This is a genomic window from Janthinobacterium sp. GW822-FHT07H10 (genome assembly GCF_058798675.1).
The window spans coordinates 167,002-186,363 of the sequence record NZ_JBXAKS010000001.1 but is presented as its reverse complement, the minus strand read 5'-3'; the positions used below and the strand labels follow the sequence as shown (position 1 = coordinate 186,363).

The window sequence follows — 19,362 nt, the reverse complement described above, 5'->3', positions numbered from 1 at the left end:
AGGCGGCGCACCGCGGGTTAGCGTGAAGAAACTGGTTAGCTGAGCTTGCCCTCGCCCGACGGATATTCGTTCCAGTGCAGTTTTTCACGCAGGGTGTTGTAGTAACTCCACCCCTCCGGATGCAGGAAGGTAATCGTGTGCGGCGAACGGCGAATGATGATGCGGTCTTGCTGGATCAGGCTGGCAAACGTCTGCATGTCGAAATTGACGCTGATATCGCGCCCGCGCACGATTTCCACGACGATCTGGCTGGAATCGGGCAAGACGATAGGGCGATTCGACAGCGCATGCGGGGCGATCGGCACGAGCACGATGCCGCCCAGGGTCGGGTGCAGCAGCGGGCCGCCGGCCGACAGCGAATACGCGGTCGAGCCCGTGGGCGTGGAAATAATCAAGCCATCCGAACGCTGGTTGTACATGAAGTGCCCGTCAACCTCGACGCGCAATTCCGCCATGCCGGCGCCAGCGCCGCGCGAGACGACGACGTCATTGACGGCCATGCCCACGTGGATCGACTGGCCGTCACGCAGCACGCTGCCTTCGAGCAAGGTGCGGCGCTCGGCCTTGAAACGGCCGCCGAGAATTTGCGCCAGTACGGGCAGCATACGCTCGAGCGGAATATCGGTCATGAAGCCCAATCGCCCTTGATTGATACCGATCAAAGGAACGTCGAATGGCGCCAGCTGACGCGCAATACCCAGCATGGTGCCGTCGCCGCCCATGACGATGGCGCAATCGGCGGCGGCGCCGATCTCGGCGGGCGACATGGCGCGCACGCCGGGAAATGCCAGGTTCAGGTGCGCGGCCGTTTCCGCTTCAAAGACAACGGTATGACCCAGCACCTGCAAGAAATCGACGATGCTTTTCACGGGCTCGGCAATGCCATCCGTATTCTGGCGCACGACCAGGGCAATGGTCTTGGCCCCCAGGTTGAACGGATGTCCCGGGGCTGGCGAACTGGCTGCTGGCGCTTCGGCGTGTTTTTCGGCGGGCATAAAAATCTCGGCAAATAAATTCGGTGGCAAGTTGCCCCTGGCTGTCGCACTGCACGCCGGCATCGCATGATACTGTATATATGCACAGTATAGTGCGGCTGCCGTGTGCCGGCAAGGGGCGTTTATAAGTGTTGCCGCAGTGTAGCGCAGAAAAAGAATTCGCCATGCGTGCGCCAGCGCTCCCAGCACGAACAAATCCGCTTGCATGCGGCCTGTGGCAACGGGACACTGGCATCAGTCATTCTTTTCGCCCCAGGAGGCCATATGGTTACCCCACATAGCGAGCGCAAGATCAATACCGATGCCAAGGTCAGCAACGACGGCGTCGACCGCTTGCCGCACGAACGCGACGAATCGCCAGACGCGCAAAACATACGCCCGCGCAAGGTCATGCAGCAGGCGGCCAGCGACCTCGAGCAAGGTCTGGTCGACACGGACCGGCGCGCCCAGCCGGGCGTGGAAAAGGTCAAGCCGGCCGCCCCGCGGCAGGCCCGCCCCGATGCGCAAGCGGAACCGAAGAAGGCGCGCTGAGTCCAACTCCACTGCACCGCTGCGTTACAGGAGTACGCCATGCACACCTCTGTTCGCTCCATCCTGTTGCTTGCCAGCTGCTGCGCCGGCCTCGCCCAGGCGCAGGCGCCAGCCATGCCCGTCGGCTTCGGCCCCCAGCCCGCGTTGCCCGCGCCCGACAAGCAATGGATTCCCACCGTCAATGTTGCGCCCGTGCAAAGGTGGACGGCCGGGCAACGCCCCGCGGTGGCGGCCGGCCTGGCCATCCGCGCGTATGCACGCGACCTCGACCATCCGCGCTGGCTGTATGTCTTGCCGAATGGCGACGTGCTCGTGGCGGAAACGAATGCGCCGCCGAAACCCGAAGACAGCCAGGGCATCAAGGGCGCCATCATGCAGATGCAGATGAAAAAGGCGGGCGCCGCCACGCCCAGCGCCAACCGCATCACCTTGCTGCGTGGCATCGATGCGAACGGCGTGGCGCAGACCCGCAGCGTCTTCCTGCAAGGCTTGAACTCGCCATTCGGCATGGCCCTGGTAGGCAACGAACTGTATATCGCCAATGCCGACGCCCTCGTGCGCTTTCCCTATGCAACGGGGCAGACCAGCATCGCAGCCCCGGGGGTCAAGGTGATGGACTTGCCTGGCGGCCCCATCAATCACCACTGGACCAAGAACGTCATCGCCAGCCCCGACGGCAAGTTTTTATACGTCTCCGTCGGCTCGAACAGCAATGTGGGCGAGAACGGCACGTCGGCCGAAGACGGCCGCGCCGCCATCTGGCAATTCACGCGGGCCACGGGCAAGGCGCGCGTGTACGCGACGGGCTTGCGCAACCCGAACGGCATGGCCTGGCAGCCGCAGACGGGGGCGCTCTGGACGGCCGTCAATGAACGCGACGAACTGGGCAACGACCTCGTGCCGGACTATATGACCTCGGTCAAGGACGGCGGCTTCTATGGCTGGCCCTACAGTTATTTCGGCCAGCATGTCGATGCGCGCGTCAAGCCGCCGCGTCCCGAACTGGTCGCCACGGCCGTCTCGCCCGACTACGCGCTCGGCGCGCACACGGCCTCGCTGGGACTGGCGTTCTATGACGGCACCTTGCTGCCCGCGCGCTACCGCGGCGGCGCCTTCATCGGCCAGCACGGCTCGTGGAACCGCAAGCCGTTCAGCGGCTACAAGGTCATCTTCGTGCCGTTTGCCAATGGCGTGCCCAATGGCCCGCCGCAGGATGTCGTCGCCGGCTTCCTCGACAGGAACGGCAAGGCGCAGGGGCGTCCCGTCGGCGTGGCCATCGACAAGGCGGGCGCGCTGCTGGTGGCGGACGACGTGGGCAACGTCATCTGGCGCGTGGCACCGGCGCCCTGAACCTATTTGCGCCCCTGCATGCGCCCCCTGTGTGGCGCAACGAACGGAAGCGGCAAGCGCTGGCGCGCATGATGGACGCTCGAACCACGCAAGGAGTACATCATGAAAAAAACAGGATCGGCCGTCTGGAGTGGCGGCCTCAAAGATGGCAAAGGATTTATTTCCACCCAAAGCGGCGCGCTCGACAATGTGGCTTACGGCTTCAACACGCGCTTCGAGGATGGCCCCGGCAGCAATCCGGAAGAGCTGATCGGCGCCGCCCATGCGGCCTGCTTCACCATGGCCCTGTCCGGCCAGCTGGGCGAGGCGGGCATGCGCGCCACGGCCCTGAAAACCACGGCCGATGTCACCCTGGAAAAGATCGATGGCAGCTATGCCATCACGGCCGTCCACCTGACCCTCGTGGCGACCATACCTGGCGCCACCGAGGAAGCCTTCCAGGATGCGGCCCTGCGCGCCAAGCTCGGTTGCCCCGTGTCCAAATTGCTGGCCACGGACATCACGCTGGACGCCCATCTGGAGTAAGCACGCCACCGTCCGCCGCCCCCTGTGCAAGCGGGCGGCAGGGGCGGTCTCGGCACAAAAGCCGTAAAGCGCATAAAATCCTGCCATTCCCCTATCACCATCAAGGATTTACGATGCGTATTTTGCACACCATGTTGCGGGTCGGCGACCTGCAGCGCTCCATCGATTTTTACACCAACGTCCTGGGCATGAAGCTGCTGCGCACCAGCGACAACCCGGAATACCAATACACGCTGGCCTTCGTCGGCTACGGCGCGAATCCCGACCACGCGGAACTGGAACTGACGTATAACTATGGCACCACCAGCTACGAGCTGGGCACGGCCTATGGCCACATCGCCATCTCGGCCGACGACATCGCCGCCGCCTGCGATGCGGCGCGGGCGAATGGCGGCAACGTCACGCGCGAACCGGGCCCGGTCAAGGGCGGCAATACCGTCATCGCCTTCATCACCGATCCGGACGGCTACAAGATCGAATTGATCGAACGCAAGTTCGACGGCCAGGGCGGCGGCCTGTAAGGTGATTCAGATGGTTGCCGCGGCAATGGCCGCGCGCAGCCAGGCGATGCCCGCATCGCCATCCGTGCGGTGGTGGCGTATCGCTTCAAATGCAAACGGCGCGATGGCAAATGGCGGCGCATGCAGCGCCAGCCCCTGCGCTGCGCTTCCCTGCACGGCGCGCCGCGCCACCGTCAGTATCAAATCCGTCCCCAGCACGATATCGGGCGTAACCGTCCAGTGCGGCAAGCGCACGGCGATGCGGCGCGCCTGGCCCAGCCGGGCCAGCGCCGCATCGACTTCGGCCGCCATGCCGCCCTCGCTGGACGCCACCAGCACATGCGGCCGCGCCAGATACGTTTCCAGGTTCAATGTTTCGCCGTCGGCCAGGCTAGCCGGGTCCAGCGCGCATATGAAGGTTTCCTCGAATAAGGTTTCTCGATGTAACTGCTCGGGCAGTTGCGGGAACACGCCCAGCGCCAAGTCGATCTCGCCATCCTGCACGCCGGCCACGACGGCCGGCCGGCTGGCATAACTGACGGCCAGGTCGATGCCGGGCGCTTCCACGCGCAAGCGGCGCAGCAAGCGCGGCAGGATCAGGGCCGCGCCATAGTCGGACATCGCCAGGCGAAACGTGCGCTGCGCCGTGGCCGCCTCGAAGATGGCGCCACCGAGCACGGAACGCACGCTTTGCAAGGCCTCGGCCAGCGGCCGCGCGAGGGCCAGCGCGCGCGCCGTCGGCTGGAAGCCACCCTTGCCACGCAACAGCAATGGATCATCGAGCAGGTGGCGCAGGCGCGCCAGCGCATGGCTGACGGCAGGCTGGCTCATATGCAGGCGTTCGGCCGCGCGCGACAAATGGCGCTCGCTGAGCAACGCCTCCAGGATCACCAGCAAGTTCAAATCGACGGCGCGCAGATTATTCATTTCGTGCATAGTTTAATGACAAACTACGAATTGGATTTAGTCATCACAGCATAATACGATGAGGCCATCAACTCAACAAAGATGGAGTCGCCTATGCATGGATGGATCACCTTGTTTGCCCCGCTGGCCATGCTGGCCGGCGCCGTCGTCCCTTTCCAGGCGGGCGCGAATGCCGCGCTGGGCCGCAACCTGGGACACCCGCTGTGGGCCACTGTCGCCTCGCTGGGCGTCAGCGCCGTGCTCGCTTCGCTGCTGATGCTGTTCTGGCGCGTACCGGCGCCCGATGTCGCGCTGGCCGTGCGCGGCCCTGGCTGGTCCTGGCTGGGTGGCGCAGCCGGCGTGTTTTATATTACGGCCGCGCTGATGCTGGCGCCGCGCATGGGCTCCGGCCCCTTCATGGCGGCCGTCATCGGCGGACAGATGCTGGCCGCGCTGGCCATCGACCGCTACGGCTTGCTGGGTTTTGCCGTCAAGCACATTTCGCCGCTGCACTGGACGGGCGCGGGCCTCGTGGTGGCGGGCGTGATCCTCACGCAAGTGGCCAACAGCCGCGCGGCCTGAATACGCCTGATTGGACGAAAAAAAACCAGCGCCGTTGCCGGGGCTGGTTTTGATCTGACTCTGGAGAAAAAGATTACTTGTCCAGCAAGGCGTTCACTGGCAACAGATCCGTTTCCTTCAGGGTGCCGGCCGCCGACTTCAGGCGCAAGCCGTTCATGATGGTGTCGTAGCGGGCTTTCGACAGGTCTTTTTGCGTCGAAAACAGTTGTTTCTGCGCATTCAAGACGTCGATATTGATGCGCACGCCCACTTGATAGCCAAGCTGGTTCGATTCCAGCGCCGATTTGCTCGACACTTCCGCCGCTTCCAGCGCCTTCACCTGGGCCAGGCCGCTGTTGACGCCGAGGAAAGCCTGGCGCGCGCCCTGCGATGCCGTGCGGCGTGCCGTTTCCAGGTCGTTGCGGGCCTTGTTTTCCAGCGCGATCGATTCGCGCACCTTGCTGGTGACGGCGAAGCCGCTGAAGATCGGGATGCTCCACTGCACGCCGATGGCGTTGTTGTTGGCGCCGCCGCCGCCGCCCGTGGTGTAGGTGTGGCCCGTGTTGGCGATCAGGTCCAGGGTCGGATAGTGGCCGGCACGGTTGCGGCCGATATCGCGCTTGGCCGATTCCACGTTGAACTGGGCCGTGACGACGCCATAGTTCTGCTCTTCGGCGGACGATACCCACGGCTCGATGGCGGCCGGTTCCGGCGCGCTGATGACCACGCCCGTGCGCATCGGCGCCAGCGCGGTCGGCGCTTCGCCGATGATGGTTTGCAGGGCGCTGCGCTTGTTGGCCAGGTCATTGATGGCGGCAAATTCCTGCGCCACCACCAGGTCGTAGGCCGCTTGCGCTTCATGCGTGTCGGTAATCGTTTGCGTGCCGACTTCGAAGTTGCGCTTGGCCGATGCCAGCTGCTCCGTCGTGGCCACCTTTTGCGCCTGCGTCGCGCCCAGGTTGTCTTGCGCGCTGAGCACGTCGAAATACGCTTGCGCCACGCGCGTGATCAGGTCTTGCTGCACTTGTGCAAATTGCGCTTCGGCGATGGCCTGCGCCAGCTTGCTTTGCTGATAGGTTTCCCAGCGATCCCAGCGGAACAGCGGTTGCGCCAGGGTCAGGTTGTAGGTATTCGTGTGCACGCTGACGGTCGGCATGGTGATCTTGTTGCCATTGATCAGGGCAATGGGTTCCTGGTTGCCGCGCGTATTCGTGCCCGATGCGGAGATTTGCGGCAGCAAGCCTGACAGCCCCTGCGGTACCCGCTCCATCCCGGCCGACAGGGCCGCGCGCGCGCTGGCATACTGCGCGTCGTTGGCCAGCGCCTGCTGGTACACCTGGATGAGATCGGCCGCCTGTGTGTTGAGCGAGAAAAAAGCGCTGGTCATCAGCACGGCGATAAGGGGTTTCCGCATTGCATTTCTCCGTTGGAGTCGTCAAAAGTTGATGGAATCAAAAATCTGCTACAGCTTGCCTTGCGCCCGTCCGGGTAGGAGCGGGGTACAGGCATCCGCAGGCATGCGGGAAAGCATGCCTGGGTGCATCTACTGCAAAATAACTTAGTATTTAGGCATTGCGCTGTCGACTTGCACAGCCCAGGCATGAACGCCGCCCGTCAAATTACTGATCTTGCCAAAACCATTGCGTTCCAGGAAGGCGGCCACTTGCATGCTGCGCGCGCCGTGGTGGCAGATGCAGACGATCTCGGCATCTTCATCGAGGTCGTCGATGCGCGCCGGAATCGAATTCATCTGCATCAGGGTCGCGCCGTCGAGGTGGCACAACTCAAACTCCCACTGCTCGCGCACATCCAGCAGGAAGGGACGCGGGCGGGTGGTATCAGCCAGCCAGGCGGCCAGCTGCGGTGCGCTCAAATGCTCCATCGAATCTCCGTCGTCTCAGAACTGGAAGTGCGACGGCGCGACGGCTTGCAGCGGCGTCACATTGGTCTCGAACAGCTTGCGCGTATCGTAGGCCTTGTCCGAGCTGCGGGTGATCAGGTGTGCCGACATGATCGGTGCTTCGCCGATGATGGCCAGGATGCGGCCGCCCACTTTTACTTGTTGCAACAGTGCTTCCGGCAACACGGACAGGGCGCCGGAAACGACGATTACATCGTAGGGCGCGCCCTTGCTCCAGCCCTGGGCGCCATCGCCCAGTTCCACGGTGACATTCGTGACGCCGTTGGCGGCCAGGTTCTGCTCGGCCAGGGTTTTCAACTGGGGCACGATTTCCACGCTCGTCACGTGACGCGCCTTGTGCGCCAGCAACGCCGCCATGTAGCCGCTGCCAGTGCCGATTTCCAGCACATTTTCGTGCTTTTTGACGGCAACGTCCTGCAAAATACGCGCTTCCAGCTTCGGCGTGAACATGCTTTCGCCGCCGCCCAGTGGGATTTCAGTATCGACGAAGGCCAGGTTTTTATAGGCGGCCGGCACGAAATCTTCACGCTTGACCACGTTCAACAGCTCCAGCACGTCGAGATCCAGTACGTCCCATGGACGGATTTGCTGTTCGATCATATTGAAGCGGGCTTGTTCGATATTCATCTTTGGACTCGGTAAGTGAAGTAATAATCCGCCATTTTATCGTTGAACTGGCTGAAAGCACATGTTAACCATAAAGACGGGGGATGGAGGAAATTTGCGACGATCTGCAGATTTGGGGGGGCGAACCTTGGAAAGGGGCAACTGAACGGTAGCGGCCGGCCCCGCGCATCAGCTTTTCCCGGGCGCCTCCACCTGCAGGCTGCGCAAGCTCATGTCGAGAAAGGCATCCATGTACGCGACAGGATCAATATTCTTGACCTCGCACGGCAGGAAGGAATGCGTCCACATCATCAGCATGGTGACGGGCGCGCTCAGGATGGCGCTGACCAGCACGGGATCGACCTGGCGGAATTCGCCGCGGCGCATGCCCCGTTCCAGCAGGGTGGTGATCAGCGCATTGCCGCGCGCGACCACTTCTTCGTTGTAAAACTGCGCCAGTTCCGGGAAATTGTTCGCTTCGGCCAGCATCAGCTTGGTCAAGCCGGCCAGCTTGGTGGCGCCAAACTCTTCCCACCACTGCATCATCATGCTGCGCAACAACTCGGCACTGCTGCTGTCGGAGGCGGCCAGGCTGTCTTCCGCCTCGCCGATGGAATGCACGATATTGTCGCGCACCACGGCCTTGAACAGCTCTTGTTTATTCTCAAAGTACAGATACAAGGTCCCCTTCGACACGCCGGCCCGCTTGGCCACATCCTCCAGACGCGTCGACGCGAAGCCGCGTTCGACGAACAGGTCGAGGGCGGCGGCGAGCAACTCCTGTGGGCGGGCATCCTTGCGCCGCTCCCAGCGGGGCTTGGTATCAATCGGGGCGTGCATGTGTCATTCCGGGTAACTTACTTTTGAGTCATTAATATTAGACTTGTCTACAGGGAAGGTCAAGCGCCGGCCTGCAAAGGCCGCACGGGACACCTCGCCTGGCATCGAAGTGACTGCATTGTACCCTCCGGGCCGCCACCGGCCGCGTCCACCGGCCACACCAGGCAAGGACAGACACGGCTTCGGACAGGCCTGCATGCAGTTCAACCCGCGTTTTGCGCAGTTCATCGCATTTCCCCTTAGCAAACATATCGGCTTTGCTATCTTCTCATCGACAGCACGGCAGCCGCGGCGCGGCAGCCGGCTTTTTCTTATTCCGCGGTTAAAACAATCATAAAGGAAACACCATGCGTACTTTGCTGGCCCTGTGCTGTGCCGTTGCCCTTGGCGGCTGCGCCATCGTCATCAACCCGAACGACGGCGAAGTACGCTATGCCGATTCCGGTGGCAATGCCATCCAGGGCAACGAACAAGTAAGCCGCGACGTGCGCCAGGTCAGCAACATCAACACGCTCGACATCGACAGCATGAAGCGCATCGATCTCAAGATCGACGTGCGCGTCGGGCCGGCAACGTCGCTGGTGATCGAGGCGGACAGCAATCTGCAGCCACGCATCCATAGCGAAGTGAGCGGCAATACCCTGCGCATCTGGAGCGACACGAACATTCGCAGTAGCAATGGCATCCACGTCATTTACACGACGCCGCAATTGAAGAAGATCAGCATCTCCGGCTCTGGCCGTCTGGTGGCCAGCGGTTTCAATGGAGAAGACTTCAGCCTGGAGCAGCGCGGTTCGATGAAGAGCGAATTGTCGGGCACGGTGGGGCGCTTCGACGTGGCCAATAATGGCTCAGGCAGCATCAATGCGGCGGCCCTCGCCAGCGGCAACACGGACGCGGTCCAGAACGGTTCGGGCAGCATCCAGTTGGGCAACATGCGCGGCGAACGCATCAACGTGGCCGTCAACGGCTCGGGCAGCATCAGCGCCAGCGGCGCCGTGCAGCGCCTCGACGCCAACGTGAATGGCTCCGGTGACATCAACCTGGCCGCCCTGCGCAGCGACATTGCCTATCTGGCGAGCAACGGTTCCGGCGACATCGATGTCACCGTCCAGAATGAAGTCAATGCCCGCGCCAGCGGTTCCGGCCGCATCACCGTGCATGGCGATCCGGCCCGCCGCACCCTGTCGGGCAAGCGCGTCAGCATCGTGCGCTAAAGGCGTTCCCGGCGGCGCACCGGGGCCGGCTTGCTATACTGTCGGCCTCTATCCCTACTCAGCCCACCGCCATGCCGTCCCCCGCCGTCTCCCTGGCATGCCGCCCGTCCTGCGGCGCCTGCTGCACCGCACCGTCCATCACCAGCCCGATTCCCGGCATGCCGAATGGAAAGCCGGCGGGCGTGCGCTGCGTGCAACTGGCCGACGACAACCGCTGCCGCATCTTCGGCCAGCCGGAACGGCCCGCGTTTTGCGGCGGCTTGCAGCCGTCCGAGGACATGTGCGGGACTGATCGCGAATATGCAATGCGTTGGCTACACCAGCTTGAAAAAGCAACAACGCCGGACAATTAGTACTCGCGCAGGCCCGCGTACGCGGCAAAAATGAAAGGCTTTGCTGCATCAAGTTCCGCGATCGTACTAATGCTTACTTCCAGGTTACCAGTGCCCCAATGCCCAATGGAGGTCACGTCACGCTCTTTTGGCAGCACCTGCAATACGGGTGCTGGATCGATGTGCAAGTACAGCACAAGACAATTCTTCTTATGGATTACCACTGTCGCAAAATTCTTCAGCCGTTTGAAAGCCAAATACAGGCGCAGCTCTTTACGTTCCACATCATCGCCCAACGACATCGTGTAATCCTCCAGCGAAGTCAATAACTGACGCATTGGCTGCGACAGATCTGCCAGTACTTCCACAAATGCCTTGTCTGATCCCGTCGGCCGGCTCGTACTTAGGACTGCAGATCCAGCAGCAATTGGCTCCAACCTGGCTGGCGTTGATTTATGCTGTTTGGCCGGGACTTTTTTTGTTGATTGATCTATGCCGGCGGTTACAGATTCAAGGAGAAGCAGATCCTCGTCAAATCGGCGGTAGCGGATAAGTTCAATCGTCTGGCCTATCTGCTGGACGGCATGGCTATCGAACTTTGTAAAATCAGCCGCAATGCAAATCACCCGTGGCGCGCTCCAATCAATTACATCAGACGCGACCTTGCCAAGCTTATCGAGTGCCAGAAATTTAAACTCGGCTTGATGGTCCATCAACCAATCCAAGTAGTACAACCCTTGATTGATGACATTTTCACCAACCGACCGTTTATATTCAAGAATGACTGGACAATTGTTTTCATCTAATCCAAGTGAATCAATGCGGCCGCCATGTGTTTTTCCCGTCGAATACTCGCTAGCCAAGAAACGGATATTCAGCAATGTTTCGAGGTTTTCCTCAATCAAGGTTTGCAATGGTTTTTCCAAGTCCGATGCGCTACCTTGAAGTTCCGAAGCTTGGCCATGCGCCAATTTAAAAAGTTTAATGTCGCTCATCAGTTTTTTCCGTTATTCCCCGGGTGAGTCAACACCGCGGTGCATCATAGATATCGGCGATGAGCATAAACGTAAATTTGTCTCTTTTGCAAATTCATTTGGCTGGGCATGTCGCAGACTCGATCACGTCAGATCCACAGCATGGTCGCAATCCTGCGCTTGTTGGATCAGGTAAACATTGACGAATTTTGCACGTTTGAGTATATTTATGCACATTCCTGCACGTTTTAAACCAAACCCATGTCCACCACCCTGCTCCTCAAACAACGCCATGCGCTGATCCAGCAACAATTGCAGGCCGATGGGCGCGTGCTGGCGCTGGACCTGGCGCGCCAGCTCGACGTGTCCGAAGACACGATACGGCGCGACTTGCGCGACATGGCGGCGGCCGGCCTGTGCCAGCGCGTGTATGGCGGCGCCCTGCCGCTGGCGCCCGACGGCGGCAGCCTGACGCAGCGCAAGCAGGCAGCGCCCGAGCGCAAGGAACGGCTGGCGCAGGCCGCCGTGTCCCTCGTGCGCGCCGGCCAGGTGCTGTTCCTGGATGCGGGGTCGACCAACCTGGCCATCGCCGGCGCCTTGCCAGAGCTGGCGCTCACTGTCGTCACCAACGCTCCGGCCATCGCCATGCTGCTGATGGAGCGCCCCGAGATCGAGCTGATCATGGCTGGCGGCCGCGTCGACCGCCGCGCCGGCGCCAGCCTGGGCCCGCAGGCACTGCGCACCGTGGAGCGCATGCATCCCGACCTGTGCTTCCTCGGTGCTTGCGGCGCCGATGCGGGCGCGGGCGTGACGGCGTTCAATTACGACGAGGCCGAATTCAAGCGCAGCATCGCCGGCGCCAGCAAGGCCGTCGTCGTGGCCGTCACCAGCGACAAGCTGGGCACGGCCGCGCCATTCGGCGTGCTGGCCACGGGCTTGCTGCAGCACCTGGTGCTGGAAGCGGATGCCGACGCGGCCCACGCGGCCGCCTTTGAGCGGCTGGGCGTGCAGGTACTGCGCTCCCGCGCCTGACATTTATTCACACCTGACTCTGGAAACACTCCCATGCACCTTACCGGCACCCTGCAACAACGCGCCACGCGCCTGGTCTTCTTCGCCGCCGGCCTCGGCATGGCCGCCTGGGCGCCGCTGGTGCCCTACGCCAAGTCGCGCCTGGGTCTCGATGAAGCCACCTTGGGCATCTTGCTGCTGTGCCTGGGCGCCGGCTCGCTGTGCGCGATGCCGTTTACGGGCATGCTGTCGGCGCGCTTCGGCTGCCGCAAGGTCATCGTCAGCGCCGGCCTGCTCCTGACCGCCATCCTGCCCGGCCTGGCGCTGGCCGCCAGCCCGCTGCAACTGGGCCTGGTACTGCTGGTCTTCGGCGCGGCCATGGGCACCTTCGACGTGGCCATCAATATCCAGGCCGTGATCATCGAAAAAGCCAATGGCGGCGCCATGATGTCGGGCTTTCATGCGCTGTTCAGCGTGGGCGGCTTCGCCGGCGCCGCCTGCATGGCCCTGCTGCTGTGGCTGGGCCTGACGCCCGCCTGGTCGTGCGTGGTGATGCTGCTGCTGCTGTGCGGCGTGCTGGGCGCGGCCCAGGGCCACTTGCTGCCGACCGCCTCGGCCACGGGCGAAAAGACGCCGCTGTTCGTCATGCCGCACGGCGCCGTCATCTTCATCGGCCTGCTGTGCTTTATCGTCTTCCTGGCCGAAGGCGCCATCCTCGACTGGAGCGCCCTGTTCCTCACCACCACGCGCGGCGTGGAAGAAGCCAAGGGCGGTCTCGGCTACGCCGCCTTCGCCATCGCCATGACGGTGGGCCGCTTCACGGGCGACAAGGTAGTCAGCCGCTTTGGCGGCAAGCGTGTGCTTACTTTCGGTGGCCTGTGCGCGGCCAGCGGCTTCTTCCTGGCCGTGCTGGCGCCGCATGCCAGCCTGGCCATGGCCGGCTTCGTGCTGATCGGCCTGGGCGCGGCGAACATCGTGCCCATCCTGTTTACGGCGGCCGGCAACCAGAGCGCCATGCCGGCCAGCCTGGCCGTGGCGGCCATCACCACCATCGGCTATGCGGGCATCCTGGCCGGTCCGGCCGTGATCGGCTTCGTCGCCCATGCCACCAGCCTGAATATCGCCTTCAGCATGCTGGGCGCCGCCCTGCTGCTGGTGGCCGCCAGCGCGCGCCTGGCCGCGCCTGCCAAACAGAGCGCCTGACCCCTCCCCTCGCCTGGCGGCGACGCTAAAAAACCGCCGCCCGCCAGCAGCCAAACCCGGAGCACGGGCCTCTCTCGTGGTAAGCTTCGACCCCGCGCGCATTGCTGGCGTCACGCGGTCACCCCATCCTGTCACTTATACCCATTTATACATCTATGGATCTCATTCTTGCGTTAAAAGCCATCATCATGGGGCTGGTCGAAGGCTTTACCGAATTCTTGCCGATTTCTTCGACCGGACATCTGATCCTGGCCGGCAGCCTGCTCGACTTTACCAAGGACGTATCGAAAGAGGTCATGGATGTCTTCGAGATCGCCATCCAGGCCGGCGCCATCCTGGCCGTCTGCTGGGAATACCGCCAGCGCATCGGCAGCGTGCTGACCACCTTCGGCAGCGAGGCAAAATCGCGCAAGTTCGTGCTGAACGTCGCCATCGCCTTCCTTCCGCTGGCCATCATCGGCCTGGCCATCGGCAAGATGATCAAGCACGCGCTGTTCAAGCCCGTGCCCGTCGCCATGGCCTTCATCATCGGCGGCATCGTGATTTTGCTGGTGGAACGCCGCGCGCGCACCAACCCGGTCACCGTGCGCGTCAACTCGGTCGATGAAATGACGCCGTTCGACGCCCTGAAAGTGGGCTGCGCGCAGGCGTTCGCGCTGATACCCGGCACCAGCCGCTCCGGTTCGACCATCATCGGCGGCATGCTGCTGGGCCTGTCGCGCAAGACGGCCACCGAATTCTCGTTCTTCCTGGCGATCCCCACCCTGCTGGCCGCCACCTTCTATTCGCTATACAAAGCGCGCGACATCCTGTCGGCCACCGACGTGCCCCTGTTTGGCCTGGGCACCGTGGCCGCCTTTGTCTCCGCCTTCCTGTGCGTGCGCTGGCTGTTGCGCTACATCAGCTCGCACGACTTCACGTTTTTTGCCTGGTACCGCATCGTGTTTGGCCTGCTGGTGTTGGCCAGCGCCCACTACGGCTGGGTTGTTTGGGCAGAATAAGGCACTATGAATCAAGATCTTAACCAGCGCGCGCTCGACCTGCTGCAGACCGTTTTCGGCTACCCGGCCTTCCGTGGCCAGCAAGCCGACATCGTCGACCACGTCAGCCACGGCGGCGACGCGCTGGTACTGATGCCCACCGGCGGCGGCAAGTCGCTGTGCTATCAGATACCCGCGCTGCTGCGCGATGGCGTCGGCGTCGTCATCTCGCCGCTGATCGCGCTGATGCAGGACCAGGTCGACGCGCTGGCCGAAGTCGGCGTGCGCGCCGCCTTCCTCAATTCCACCCAGACCTACGAAGAGGCCAGCCGCATCGAGCGCCTGGTACGCACGGGCCAGATCGACCTGGTCTACGTGGCGCCGGAGCGGCTGATGACGCAGCGCTGCCTGGACCTGTTCCAGGCCTCCAAGATCGCCCTGTTCGCCATCGACGAAGCCCATTGCGTGGCCCAGTGGGGCCACGACTTCCGTCCCGAATACATCAAGCTGTCGGTGCTGCACGAGCAGTTCCCCGACGTGCCGCGCATCGCCCTGACGGCCACCGCCGACCCGCAGACGCGCGCCGAAATCGCCCTGCGCCTGCAGCTCGACGATGCGCGCCAGTTCGTCTCGTCGTTCGACCGTCCGAACATCCGCTACCAGATCGTGGAAAAGGCCAACGGCCGCAAGCAGCTGCTCGACTTCATCAACACGGAACACACGGGCGACTGCGGCATCGTCTACTGCCTGTCGCGCAAAAAAGTCGAGGAAACGGCGGAATTCCTGAACCAGAGCGGCATCCGCGCCCTGCCCTATCACGCCGGCATGGAGTACGCCAAGCGCAGCGCCAACCAGGCACGCTTTCTGCGCGAGGAAAACATCGTCATGGTCGCCACCATCGCCTTCGGCATGGGCATCGACAAGCCCGACGTGCGCTTCGTCGCGCATCTGGATCTGCCGAAAAGCATCGAGGGCTATTATCAGGAAACGGGACGCGCGGGACGCGACGGCATGGCCGCCAACGCCTGGATGGCGTATGGTTTGCAGGACGTGGTGCTGCAGCGGCGCATGATCGACGAATCGGAAGCGGACGACACCTTCAAGCGCGTGCTCGGCGTCAAGCTCGATGCCATGCTGGGCCTGTGCGAAACGCTGAGCTGCCGCCGCATGCGCCTGCTCGAATACTTCGGCGAACCGGCTTCGCCCTGCGGCAATTGCGACACCTGCCTGGTGCCGCCCGTGTCGTTCGACGGCACGGTGCCCGTGCAAAAACTGCTGTCGGCCATCTACCGCGTCGACCAGCGCTTCGCCGGCGGCCACGTGATCGACGTGCTGCGCGGCGTGGAGTCCGAACGCATCAAGACCTGGCACCACGATACGCTGTCCGTGTTCGGCATCGGCTCGGACCTGGGCGAAGCGGAGTGGAAGTCGATCCTGCGCCAGGCCATCGCGCTGGGCCTCGTCTCGGTCGACCATGAACAATACAGCTCGCTGAAACTGACGGACGCCTCGCGCCCCGTGCTCAAGGGCGGCCAGAAAGTGCAGCTGCGCCAGTACCAGAAACCGGTGAAAACCAGCAAGCGCAGCACCAGCATGGCGAAAGGCTATGTCGAGACTGACCTGTCGACCAGCGAGCAAGCGATCTTCGACAAGCTGCGCTGGTGGCGCGTGGAGACGGCGCGCACGCACAACGTGCCGGCCTACGTGATTTTCGTCGACGCCACCCTGCGCGAAATCGCCAAGGCCAAGCCCACTTCGCTCGAGCAGATGCGCGGCGTGAGCGGCGTGGGCGAGAAAAAACTGGCCTCGTACGGCGACGAAATCGTCGCCATGATCCTGGAGATGATTTGATGCAAGATTTGATGGAAGCACTCTCGTCCGACCTGATTTACCAGGCCGTGAAAATCCTCGGCGCCCAGCCCGACGCCGAAGACGCGGTGGAAGCGCAAGTACGGTTACTGGTGCAGGACGACCTCACCGTGCGCCGCCTGGCCGACGTGGTGCCGGAAGCCTTCGGCCTGGTGCTGGCGTCGCACCTGCCCGACGCCGATACCATGACCCTGCCCGATACCTTCTGCGCCCAGGACGAGGACGGCGAGTGGGTGGAGTTCCCCATGCGCCGCGAACCGATCTTTGTCGTCGCCGTGGACATCGCCCAGCACACCTTCCACAACGGCCCGCGCGCGCTGATGCAAAACCTGGCCGACCGCAGCTCCCTGCTGTCGGCCATCAACAAGGGCTTGAATGCGGGCGGCTCGCTCAAGGGGACGACTCTGGGCCCGCCATCCTTCTTTGGCCTGCCCGCCGCCCTGTACCAGCCGGCGGCATCGCCCGATACGCCCTGACCACTTCACCTTGCCTCTGCCCTTGATAACGGAATGCTGCCGCGATGGAAACCAAATGGCTGGAAGACTTCATCTCGCTTGCTGAAACGCATAATTTCAGCCGTTCCGCGGCCCTGCGCCACGTCACCCAGCCCGCCTTTTCGCGGCGCATCCAGTCGCTGGAAAACTGGCTCGGCATCGACCTGGTCGACCGCACCTCGTATCCCACGCGGCTGACGCCGGCCGGCGCCGTGTTCTACGAACAGGCGCTGGAAATGCTGGGGCAGATCAACGGCGTGCGCGCCCTGTTGCGCGGTAAGCGGGCGGCCACGCAGACGAGCGTCGATTTCGCCGTGCCCCACACCCTGTCGCTGACCTTCATGCCGAAATGGCTGACGGCGCTGGAAGAGGGCTTTGCGCCGATCAACAGCCGCCTGATGGCGCTGAACGTGCACGACGCCGTGCTGCAACTGGTCGACGGCGGCTGCGACCTGCTGCTGTGCTACCACCATCCGCGCCAGCCGGTGCAGCTGGACCCGGGCCGCTACGACATGCTGGTGATGGGCCGCGAAACCCTGCGCGCATATGCGCGCTGCGGCCAGGACCGGGTGCCGGATTTCGTCCTGCCCGGCAGCGCCAAGGAGCCGCTGCCCTTCCTCTCCTATACCAACAATGCCTACCTGGGACGCATGGTGGAATTGCTGGTGGCCGATGCCAAGGCTCCCCTGTTCCTCGACACCTGCTACGAGACGGACATGGCCGAAGGGCTGAAAATGATGGCACTGGAAGGGCGCGGCATCGCCTTCCTACCGGAATCGGCCGTCATGCGCGACGTCAAGTACAAGCACCTGGCGCGCGCCGACGGCGGTGCGCCAGGCTGGGAAATCGAGCTGGAAATCCGTTTGTACCGCGAGCGTCCGTCCAGCCTGCGTCCCGGCAAGCAGATCGTCGAAAGCCTGTGGCAATACCTGGTGCAGTCGCAGGAAGGCAAGGCCCGCACCGGCAAGCGCCGCAAGCGCGCCATCGAAGCCGTCAAATCCTGACTGGCAATCCTGACAATACAACTATGCAATAAATGCATAACCGGATGCGCACAAAGCATTGGCCGGGGCATGAGGCTATCGCCTACGATGCGGTTCCGCTGCGCGCAACCTCAAGGTGCGCCTACCACAGCATTTTTGAACGCCAAAAAATCATCGCGATGCTCTGCAGATTTTTTGGTGTTACATCACCGTTTTGTCCAGGAGCTTATCAAGCATGACCAGCAAGCACGCACTTCCTTCCTACCTGAATCCTGAAGACCTTGGCCCATGGGGCGTCTACCTCGAGCAGATCGACCGCGTTACGCCGTACCTGGGCAACCTGTCGCGCTGGGTGGAAACGCTGAAGCGTCCAAAGCGCATCCTGACGGTCGACGTGCCTATCGAGCGCGACGACGGCACCATTGCCCACTACGAAGGCTACCGCGTGCAGCACAACCTGTCGCGCGGCCCGGGCAAGGGCGGCGTGCGCTTCCACCAGGACGTGACCCTGTCGGAAGTGATGGCCCTGTCGGCCTGGATGACGGTCAAGAACGCGGCGGTCAACGTGCCATACGGCGGCGCCAAGGGTGGTATCCGTGTCGATCCGAAGACCCTGTCGCGCAACGAGCTGCAGCGCCTGACGCGCCGCTACACGAGCGAGATCAGCATGATCATCGGACCGAACAAGGATATTCCGGCACCGGACGTCAACACGAATGAACAAGTCATGGCGTGGATGATGGACAGCTATGCCATGATCGGTGGCAATATGTCGACCGGCGTGGTGACGGGTAAACCAATTTCGCTGGGCGGCAGCCTGGGTCGCCGCGATGCGACGGGCCGCGGCGTGTTCGTCGTCGGTTGCGATGCGGCCGCCAAGGTCGGCATGTCGCTCGAAGGCGCGAAAGTCATCGTGCAAGGTTTCGGCAACGTGGGCGGCGTCGCTGCCCGCATGTTCGCTGAAGCCGGCTCGAAAGTCGTCGCGGTACAGGACCACAAGACCACCGTCGTGCACGCCGGCGGCCTGAACATCCCGCAACTGCTGGCACACGTGGCCGAAGTGGGCAGCGTCGAAGGCTTCCCGGGCGCCGAGGCATTCGTGCCACGCGAAGATTTCTGGGGCATCGATTGCGACATCCTGATCCCGGCCGCGCTGGAACAGCAGATCACGGCCGAGCGCGCACAAGTCATCCGCGCCAAGATCATCCTGGAAGGCGCCAACGGCCCGACCCTGCCGGCAGCGGACGATATCCTGACCGACCGCGGCGTATTGATCGTGCCGGACGTGCTGGCCAACGCCGGCGGCGTGACCGTCAGCTACTTCGAATGGGCGCAGAACTTCTCGAGCTTCTTCTGGACGGAAGAGGAAATCAACAGCCGCCTGACCCGCATCATGCGCGAAGCCTTCGACGCGGTATGGCAAGTGTCGCAAGAGAAGAAAGTGTCGATGCGTACCGCCACCTTCATCCTGGCGTGCACGCGCGTGCTGCAAGCCCGCGAAGTGCGCGGCCTGTACCCATAATGGCTGCCTGAGAAAAAGCCCAGGGCGTTGTTGCCTGCCCCT

Annotated in this window: 21 protein-coding genes; 14 read left to right on the top strand and 7 right to left on the bottom strand. The window is 62.9% G+C overall.

Annotation, left to right across the window (positions count from 1 at the left end):
• Positions 1-35: 35 nt before the first annotated feature.
• Positions 36-995 carry an NAD kinase gene (locus AC1RDJ_RS00860; protein WP_232251024.1) on the bottom strand — a complete coding sequence of 320 codons (960 nt, stop codon included), beginning with the start codon at positions 993-995 and terminating at the stop codon, positions 36-38.
• A gap of 264 nt (positions 996-1,259) precedes the next feature.
• Between AC1RDJ_RS00860 and AC1RDJ_RS00855 the strand changes: the two genes are divergently transcribed.
• The 4 genes from AC1RDJ_RS00855 (at position 1,260) to gloA (ending at position 3,922) form a co-directional block, all read left to right on the top strand.
• Complete coding sequence (locus AC1RDJ_RS00855; RefSeq protein ID WP_493026254.1) at positions 1,260-1,526, top strand: hypothetical protein; 267 nt, start codon at positions 1,260-1,262, stop codon at positions 1,524-1,526.
• Between the two features lie 39 nt (positions 1,527-1,565).
• On the top strand, positions 1,566-2,876 hold the full coding sequence (locus AC1RDJ_RS00850; protein WP_493026253.1) for a PQQ-dependent sugar dehydrogenase: 1,311 nt from the start codon (positions 1,566-1,568) through the stop codon (positions 2,874-2,876).
• Between the two features lie 102 nt (positions 2,877-2,978).
• Positions 2,979-3,401, top strand: a complete 423-nt coding sequence (locus AC1RDJ_RS00845; protein WP_071321801.1) for an OsmC family protein — start codon at positions 2,979-2,981, stop codon at positions 3,399-3,401.
• A gap of 113 nt (positions 3,402-3,514) precedes the next feature.
• Positions 3,515-3,922: a lactoylglutathione lyase gene (gene gloA / locus AC1RDJ_RS00840; protein WP_493026252.1), complete on the top strand. Its 408-nt coding sequence runs from the start codon at positions 3,515-3,517 to the stop codon at positions 3,920-3,922.
• Positions 3,923-3,928: 6 nt separating this feature from the next.
• Here the strand turns inward: gloA and AC1RDJ_RS00835 are convergent, their stop codons facing one another.
• Positions 3,929-4,828: a LysR substrate-binding domain-containing protein gene (locus AC1RDJ_RS00835; protein WP_493026251.1), complete on the bottom strand. Its 900-nt coding sequence runs from the start codon at positions 4,826-4,828 to the stop codon at positions 3,929-3,931.
• 93 nt (positions 4,829-4,921) lie between these two features.
• Between AC1RDJ_RS00835 and AC1RDJ_RS00830 the strand changes: the two genes are divergently transcribed.
• Positions 4,922-5,389 carry a DMT family transporter gene (locus tag AC1RDJ_RS00830; RefSeq protein WP_493026250.1) on the top strand — a complete coding sequence of 156 codons (468 nt, stop codon included), beginning with the start codon at positions 4,922-4,924 and terminating at the stop codon, positions 5,387-5,389.
• Positions 5,390-5,462: 73 nt separating this feature from the next.
• Here the strand turns inward: AC1RDJ_RS00830 and AC1RDJ_RS00825 are convergent, their stop codons facing one another.
• From AC1RDJ_RS00825 to AC1RDJ_RS00810, 4 genes are all read right to left on the bottom strand, one after another.
• On the bottom strand, positions 5,463-6,782 hold the full coding sequence (locus AC1RDJ_RS00825; RefSeq protein WP_071321798.1) for a TolC family outer membrane protein: 1,320 nt from the start codon (positions 6,780-6,782) through the stop codon (positions 5,463-5,465).
• A gap of 144 nt (positions 6,783-6,926) precedes the next feature.
• Complete coding sequence (locus AC1RDJ_RS00820; RefSeq protein WP_071321797.1) at positions 6,927-7,250, bottom strand: rhodanese-like domain-containing protein; 324 nt, start codon at positions 7,248-7,250, stop codon at positions 6,927-6,929.
• 15 nt (positions 7,251-7,265) lie between these two features.
• On the bottom strand, positions 7,266-7,916 hold the full coding sequence (locus AC1RDJ_RS00815) for a protein-L-isoaspartate O-methyltransferase family protein (RefSeq protein WP_071321796.1): 651 nt from the start codon (positions 7,914-7,916) through the stop codon (positions 7,266-7,268).
• A gap of 168 nt (positions 7,917-8,084) precedes the next feature.
• Positions 8,085-8,735, bottom strand: a complete 651-nt coding sequence (locus AC1RDJ_RS00810; protein WP_071321795.1) for a TetR/AcrR family transcriptional regulator — start codon at positions 8,733-8,735, stop codon at positions 8,085-8,087.
• Between the two features lie 347 nt (positions 8,736-9,082).
• Between AC1RDJ_RS00810 and AC1RDJ_RS00805 the strand changes: the two genes are divergently transcribed.
• Both AC1RDJ_RS00805 and AC1RDJ_RS00800 read left to right on the top strand, forming a co-directional pair.
• Positions 9,083-9,952 (top strand): head GIN domain-containing protein, encoded by an 870-nt coding sequence (locus AC1RDJ_RS00805; RefSeq protein WP_493026249.1) that lies wholly within the window; start codon positions 9,083-9,085, stop codon positions 9,950-9,952.
• A 71-nt stretch (positions 9,953-10,023) separates the two neighbouring features.
• Entirely contained in the window at positions 10,024-10,305 is a 282-nt protein-coding gene (locus AC1RDJ_RS00800; protein WP_493026248.1) for a YkgJ family cysteine cluster protein, read from the top strand.
• On the opposite strand, the gene AC1RDJ_RS00795 is transcribed toward AC1RDJ_RS00800, so the two are convergent.
• Complete coding sequence (locus AC1RDJ_RS00795; protein WP_493026247.1) at positions 10,302-11,279, bottom strand: DUF5655 domain-containing protein; 978 nt, start codon at positions 11,277-11,279, stop codon at positions 10,302-10,304. The genes AC1RDJ_RS00800 and AC1RDJ_RS00795 overlap by 4 nt on opposite strands.
• A gap of 240 nt (positions 11,280-11,519) precedes the next feature.
• Here AC1RDJ_RS00795 and AC1RDJ_RS00790 point away from each other — a divergent pair, with 240 nt between their 5' ends.
• The 7 genes from AC1RDJ_RS00790 (at position 11,520) to AC1RDJ_RS00760 (ending at position 19,320) form a co-directional block, all read left to right on the top strand.
• Positions 11,520-12,290 carry a DeoR/GlpR family DNA-binding transcription regulator gene (locus AC1RDJ_RS00790; RefSeq protein WP_493026246.1) on the top strand — a complete coding sequence of 257 codons (771 nt, stop codon included), beginning with the start codon at positions 11,520-11,522 and terminating at the stop codon, positions 12,288-12,290.
• 33 nt (positions 12,291-12,323) lie between these two features.
• The gene (locus tag AC1RDJ_RS00785) at positions 12,324-13,472 is read left to right on the top strand and encodes an MFS transporter (RefSeq protein ID WP_493026245.1); all 1,149 of its coding nucleotides are present in this window, start codon (positions 12,324-12,326) and stop codon (positions 13,470-13,472) included.
• A 155-nt stretch (positions 13,473-13,627) separates the two neighbouring features.
• A complete protein-coding gene (locus AC1RDJ_RS00780) occupies positions 13,628-14,473 on the top strand; it encodes an undecaprenyl-diphosphate phosphatase (protein WP_071321789.1) in 846 nt (281 codons plus the stop codon).
• A 6-nt stretch (positions 14,474-14,479) separates the two neighbouring features.
• Positions 14,480-16,303: a DNA helicase RecQ gene (gene recQ / locus AC1RDJ_RS00775; protein ID WP_493026244.1), complete on the top strand. Its 1,824-nt coding sequence runs from the start codon at positions 14,480-14,482 to the stop codon at positions 16,301-16,303.
• Positions 16,303-16,797, top strand: coding sequence for a hypothetical protein (locus AC1RDJ_RS00770; protein WP_493026243.1), 495 nt, complete (start codon positions 16,303-16,305; stop codon positions 16,795-16,797). The genes recQ and AC1RDJ_RS00770 overlap by 1 nt, the downstream gene beginning before the upstream one ends.
• Before the next feature lie 44 nt (positions 16,798-16,841).
• Positions 16,842-17,819: a LysR family transcriptional regulator gene (locus AC1RDJ_RS00765; protein ID WP_493026242.1), complete on the top strand. Its 978-nt coding sequence runs from the start codon at positions 16,842-16,844 to the stop codon at positions 17,817-17,819.
• A 214-nt stretch (positions 17,820-18,033) separates the two neighbouring features.
• A complete protein-coding gene (locus tag AC1RDJ_RS00760) occupies positions 18,034-19,320 on the top strand; it encodes a Glu/Leu/Phe/Val family dehydrogenase (RefSeq protein ID WP_034785857.1) in 1,287 nt (428 codons plus the stop codon).
• Positions 19,321-19,362: the final 42 nt, after the last annotated feature.

Coding starts and splice junctions, on each gene's coding strand:
- AC1RDJ_RS00860 (WP_232251024.1), bottom strand. CDS start 995: ATGCCCGCCGAAAAACACGCCGAAGCGCCAGCAGCCAGTTCGCCAGCC.
- AC1RDJ_RS00855 (WP_493026254.1), top strand. CDS start 1,260: ATGGTTACCCCACATAGCGAGCGCAAGATCAATACCGATGCCAAGGTC.
- AC1RDJ_RS00850 (WP_493026253.1), top strand. CDS start 1,566: ATGCACACCTCTGTTCGCTCCATCCTGTTGCTTGCCAGCTGCTGCGCC.
- AC1RDJ_RS00845 (WP_071321801.1), top strand. CDS start 2,979: ATGAAAAAAACAGGATCGGCCGTCTGGAGTGGCGGCCTCAAAGATGGC.
- gloA (WP_493026252.1), top strand. CDS start 3,515: ATGCGTATTTTGCACACCATGTTGCGGGTCGGCGACCTGCAGCGCTCC.
- AC1RDJ_RS00835 (WP_493026251.1), bottom strand. CDS start 4,828: ATGAATAATCTGCGCGCCGTCGATTTGAACTTGCTGGTGATCCTGGAG.
- AC1RDJ_RS00830 (WP_493026250.1), top strand. CDS start 4,922: ATGCATGGATGGATCACCTTGTTTGCCCCGCTGGCCATGCTGGCCGGC.
- AC1RDJ_RS00825 (WP_071321798.1), bottom strand. CDS start 6,782: ATGCGGAAACCCCTTATCGCCGTGCTGATGACCAGCGCTTTTTTCTCG.
- AC1RDJ_RS00820 (WP_071321797.1), bottom strand. CDS start 7,250: ATGGAGCATTTGAGCGCACCGCAGCTGGCCGCCTGGCTGGCTGATACC.
- AC1RDJ_RS00815 (WP_071321796.1), bottom strand. CDS start 7,916: ATGAATATCGAACAAGCCCGCTTCAATATGATCGAACAGCAAATCCGT.
- AC1RDJ_RS00810 (WP_071321795.1), bottom strand. CDS start 8,735: ATGCACGCCCCGATTGATACCAAGCCCCGCTGGGAGCGGCGCAAGGAT.
- AC1RDJ_RS00805 (WP_493026249.1), top strand. CDS start 9,083: ATGCGTACTTTGCTGGCCCTGTGCTGTGCCGTTGCCCTTGGCGGCTGC.
- AC1RDJ_RS00800 (WP_493026248.1), top strand. CDS start 10,024: ATGCCGTCCCCCGCCGTCTCCCTGGCATGCCGCCCGTCCTGCGGCGCC.
- AC1RDJ_RS00795 (WP_493026247.1), bottom strand. CDS start 11,279: ATGAGCGACATTAAACTTTTTAAATTGGCGCATGGCCAAGCTTCGGAA.
- AC1RDJ_RS00790 (WP_493026246.1), top strand. CDS start 11,520: ATGTCCACCACCCTGCTCCTCAAACAACGCCATGCGCTGATCCAGCAA.
- AC1RDJ_RS00785 (WP_493026245.1), top strand. CDS start 12,324: ATGCACCTTACCGGCACCCTGCAACAACGCGCCACGCGCCTGGTCTTC.
- AC1RDJ_RS00780 (WP_071321789.1), top strand. CDS start 13,628: ATGGATCTCATTCTTGCGTTAAAAGCCATCATCATGGGGCTGGTCGAA.
- recQ (WP_493026244.1), top strand. CDS start 14,480: ATGAATCAAGATCTTAACCAGCGCGCGCTCGACCTGCTGCAGACCGTT.
- AC1RDJ_RS00770 (WP_493026243.1), top strand. CDS start 16,303: ATGCAAGATTTGATGGAAGCACTCTCGTCCGACCTGATTTACCAGGCC.
- AC1RDJ_RS00765 (WP_493026242.1), top strand. CDS start 16,842: ATGGAAACCAAATGGCTGGAAGACTTCATCTCGCTTGCTGAAACGCAT.
- AC1RDJ_RS00760 (WP_034785857.1), top strand. CDS start 18,034: ATGACCAGCAAGCACGCACTTCCTTCCTACCTGAATCCTGAAGACCTT.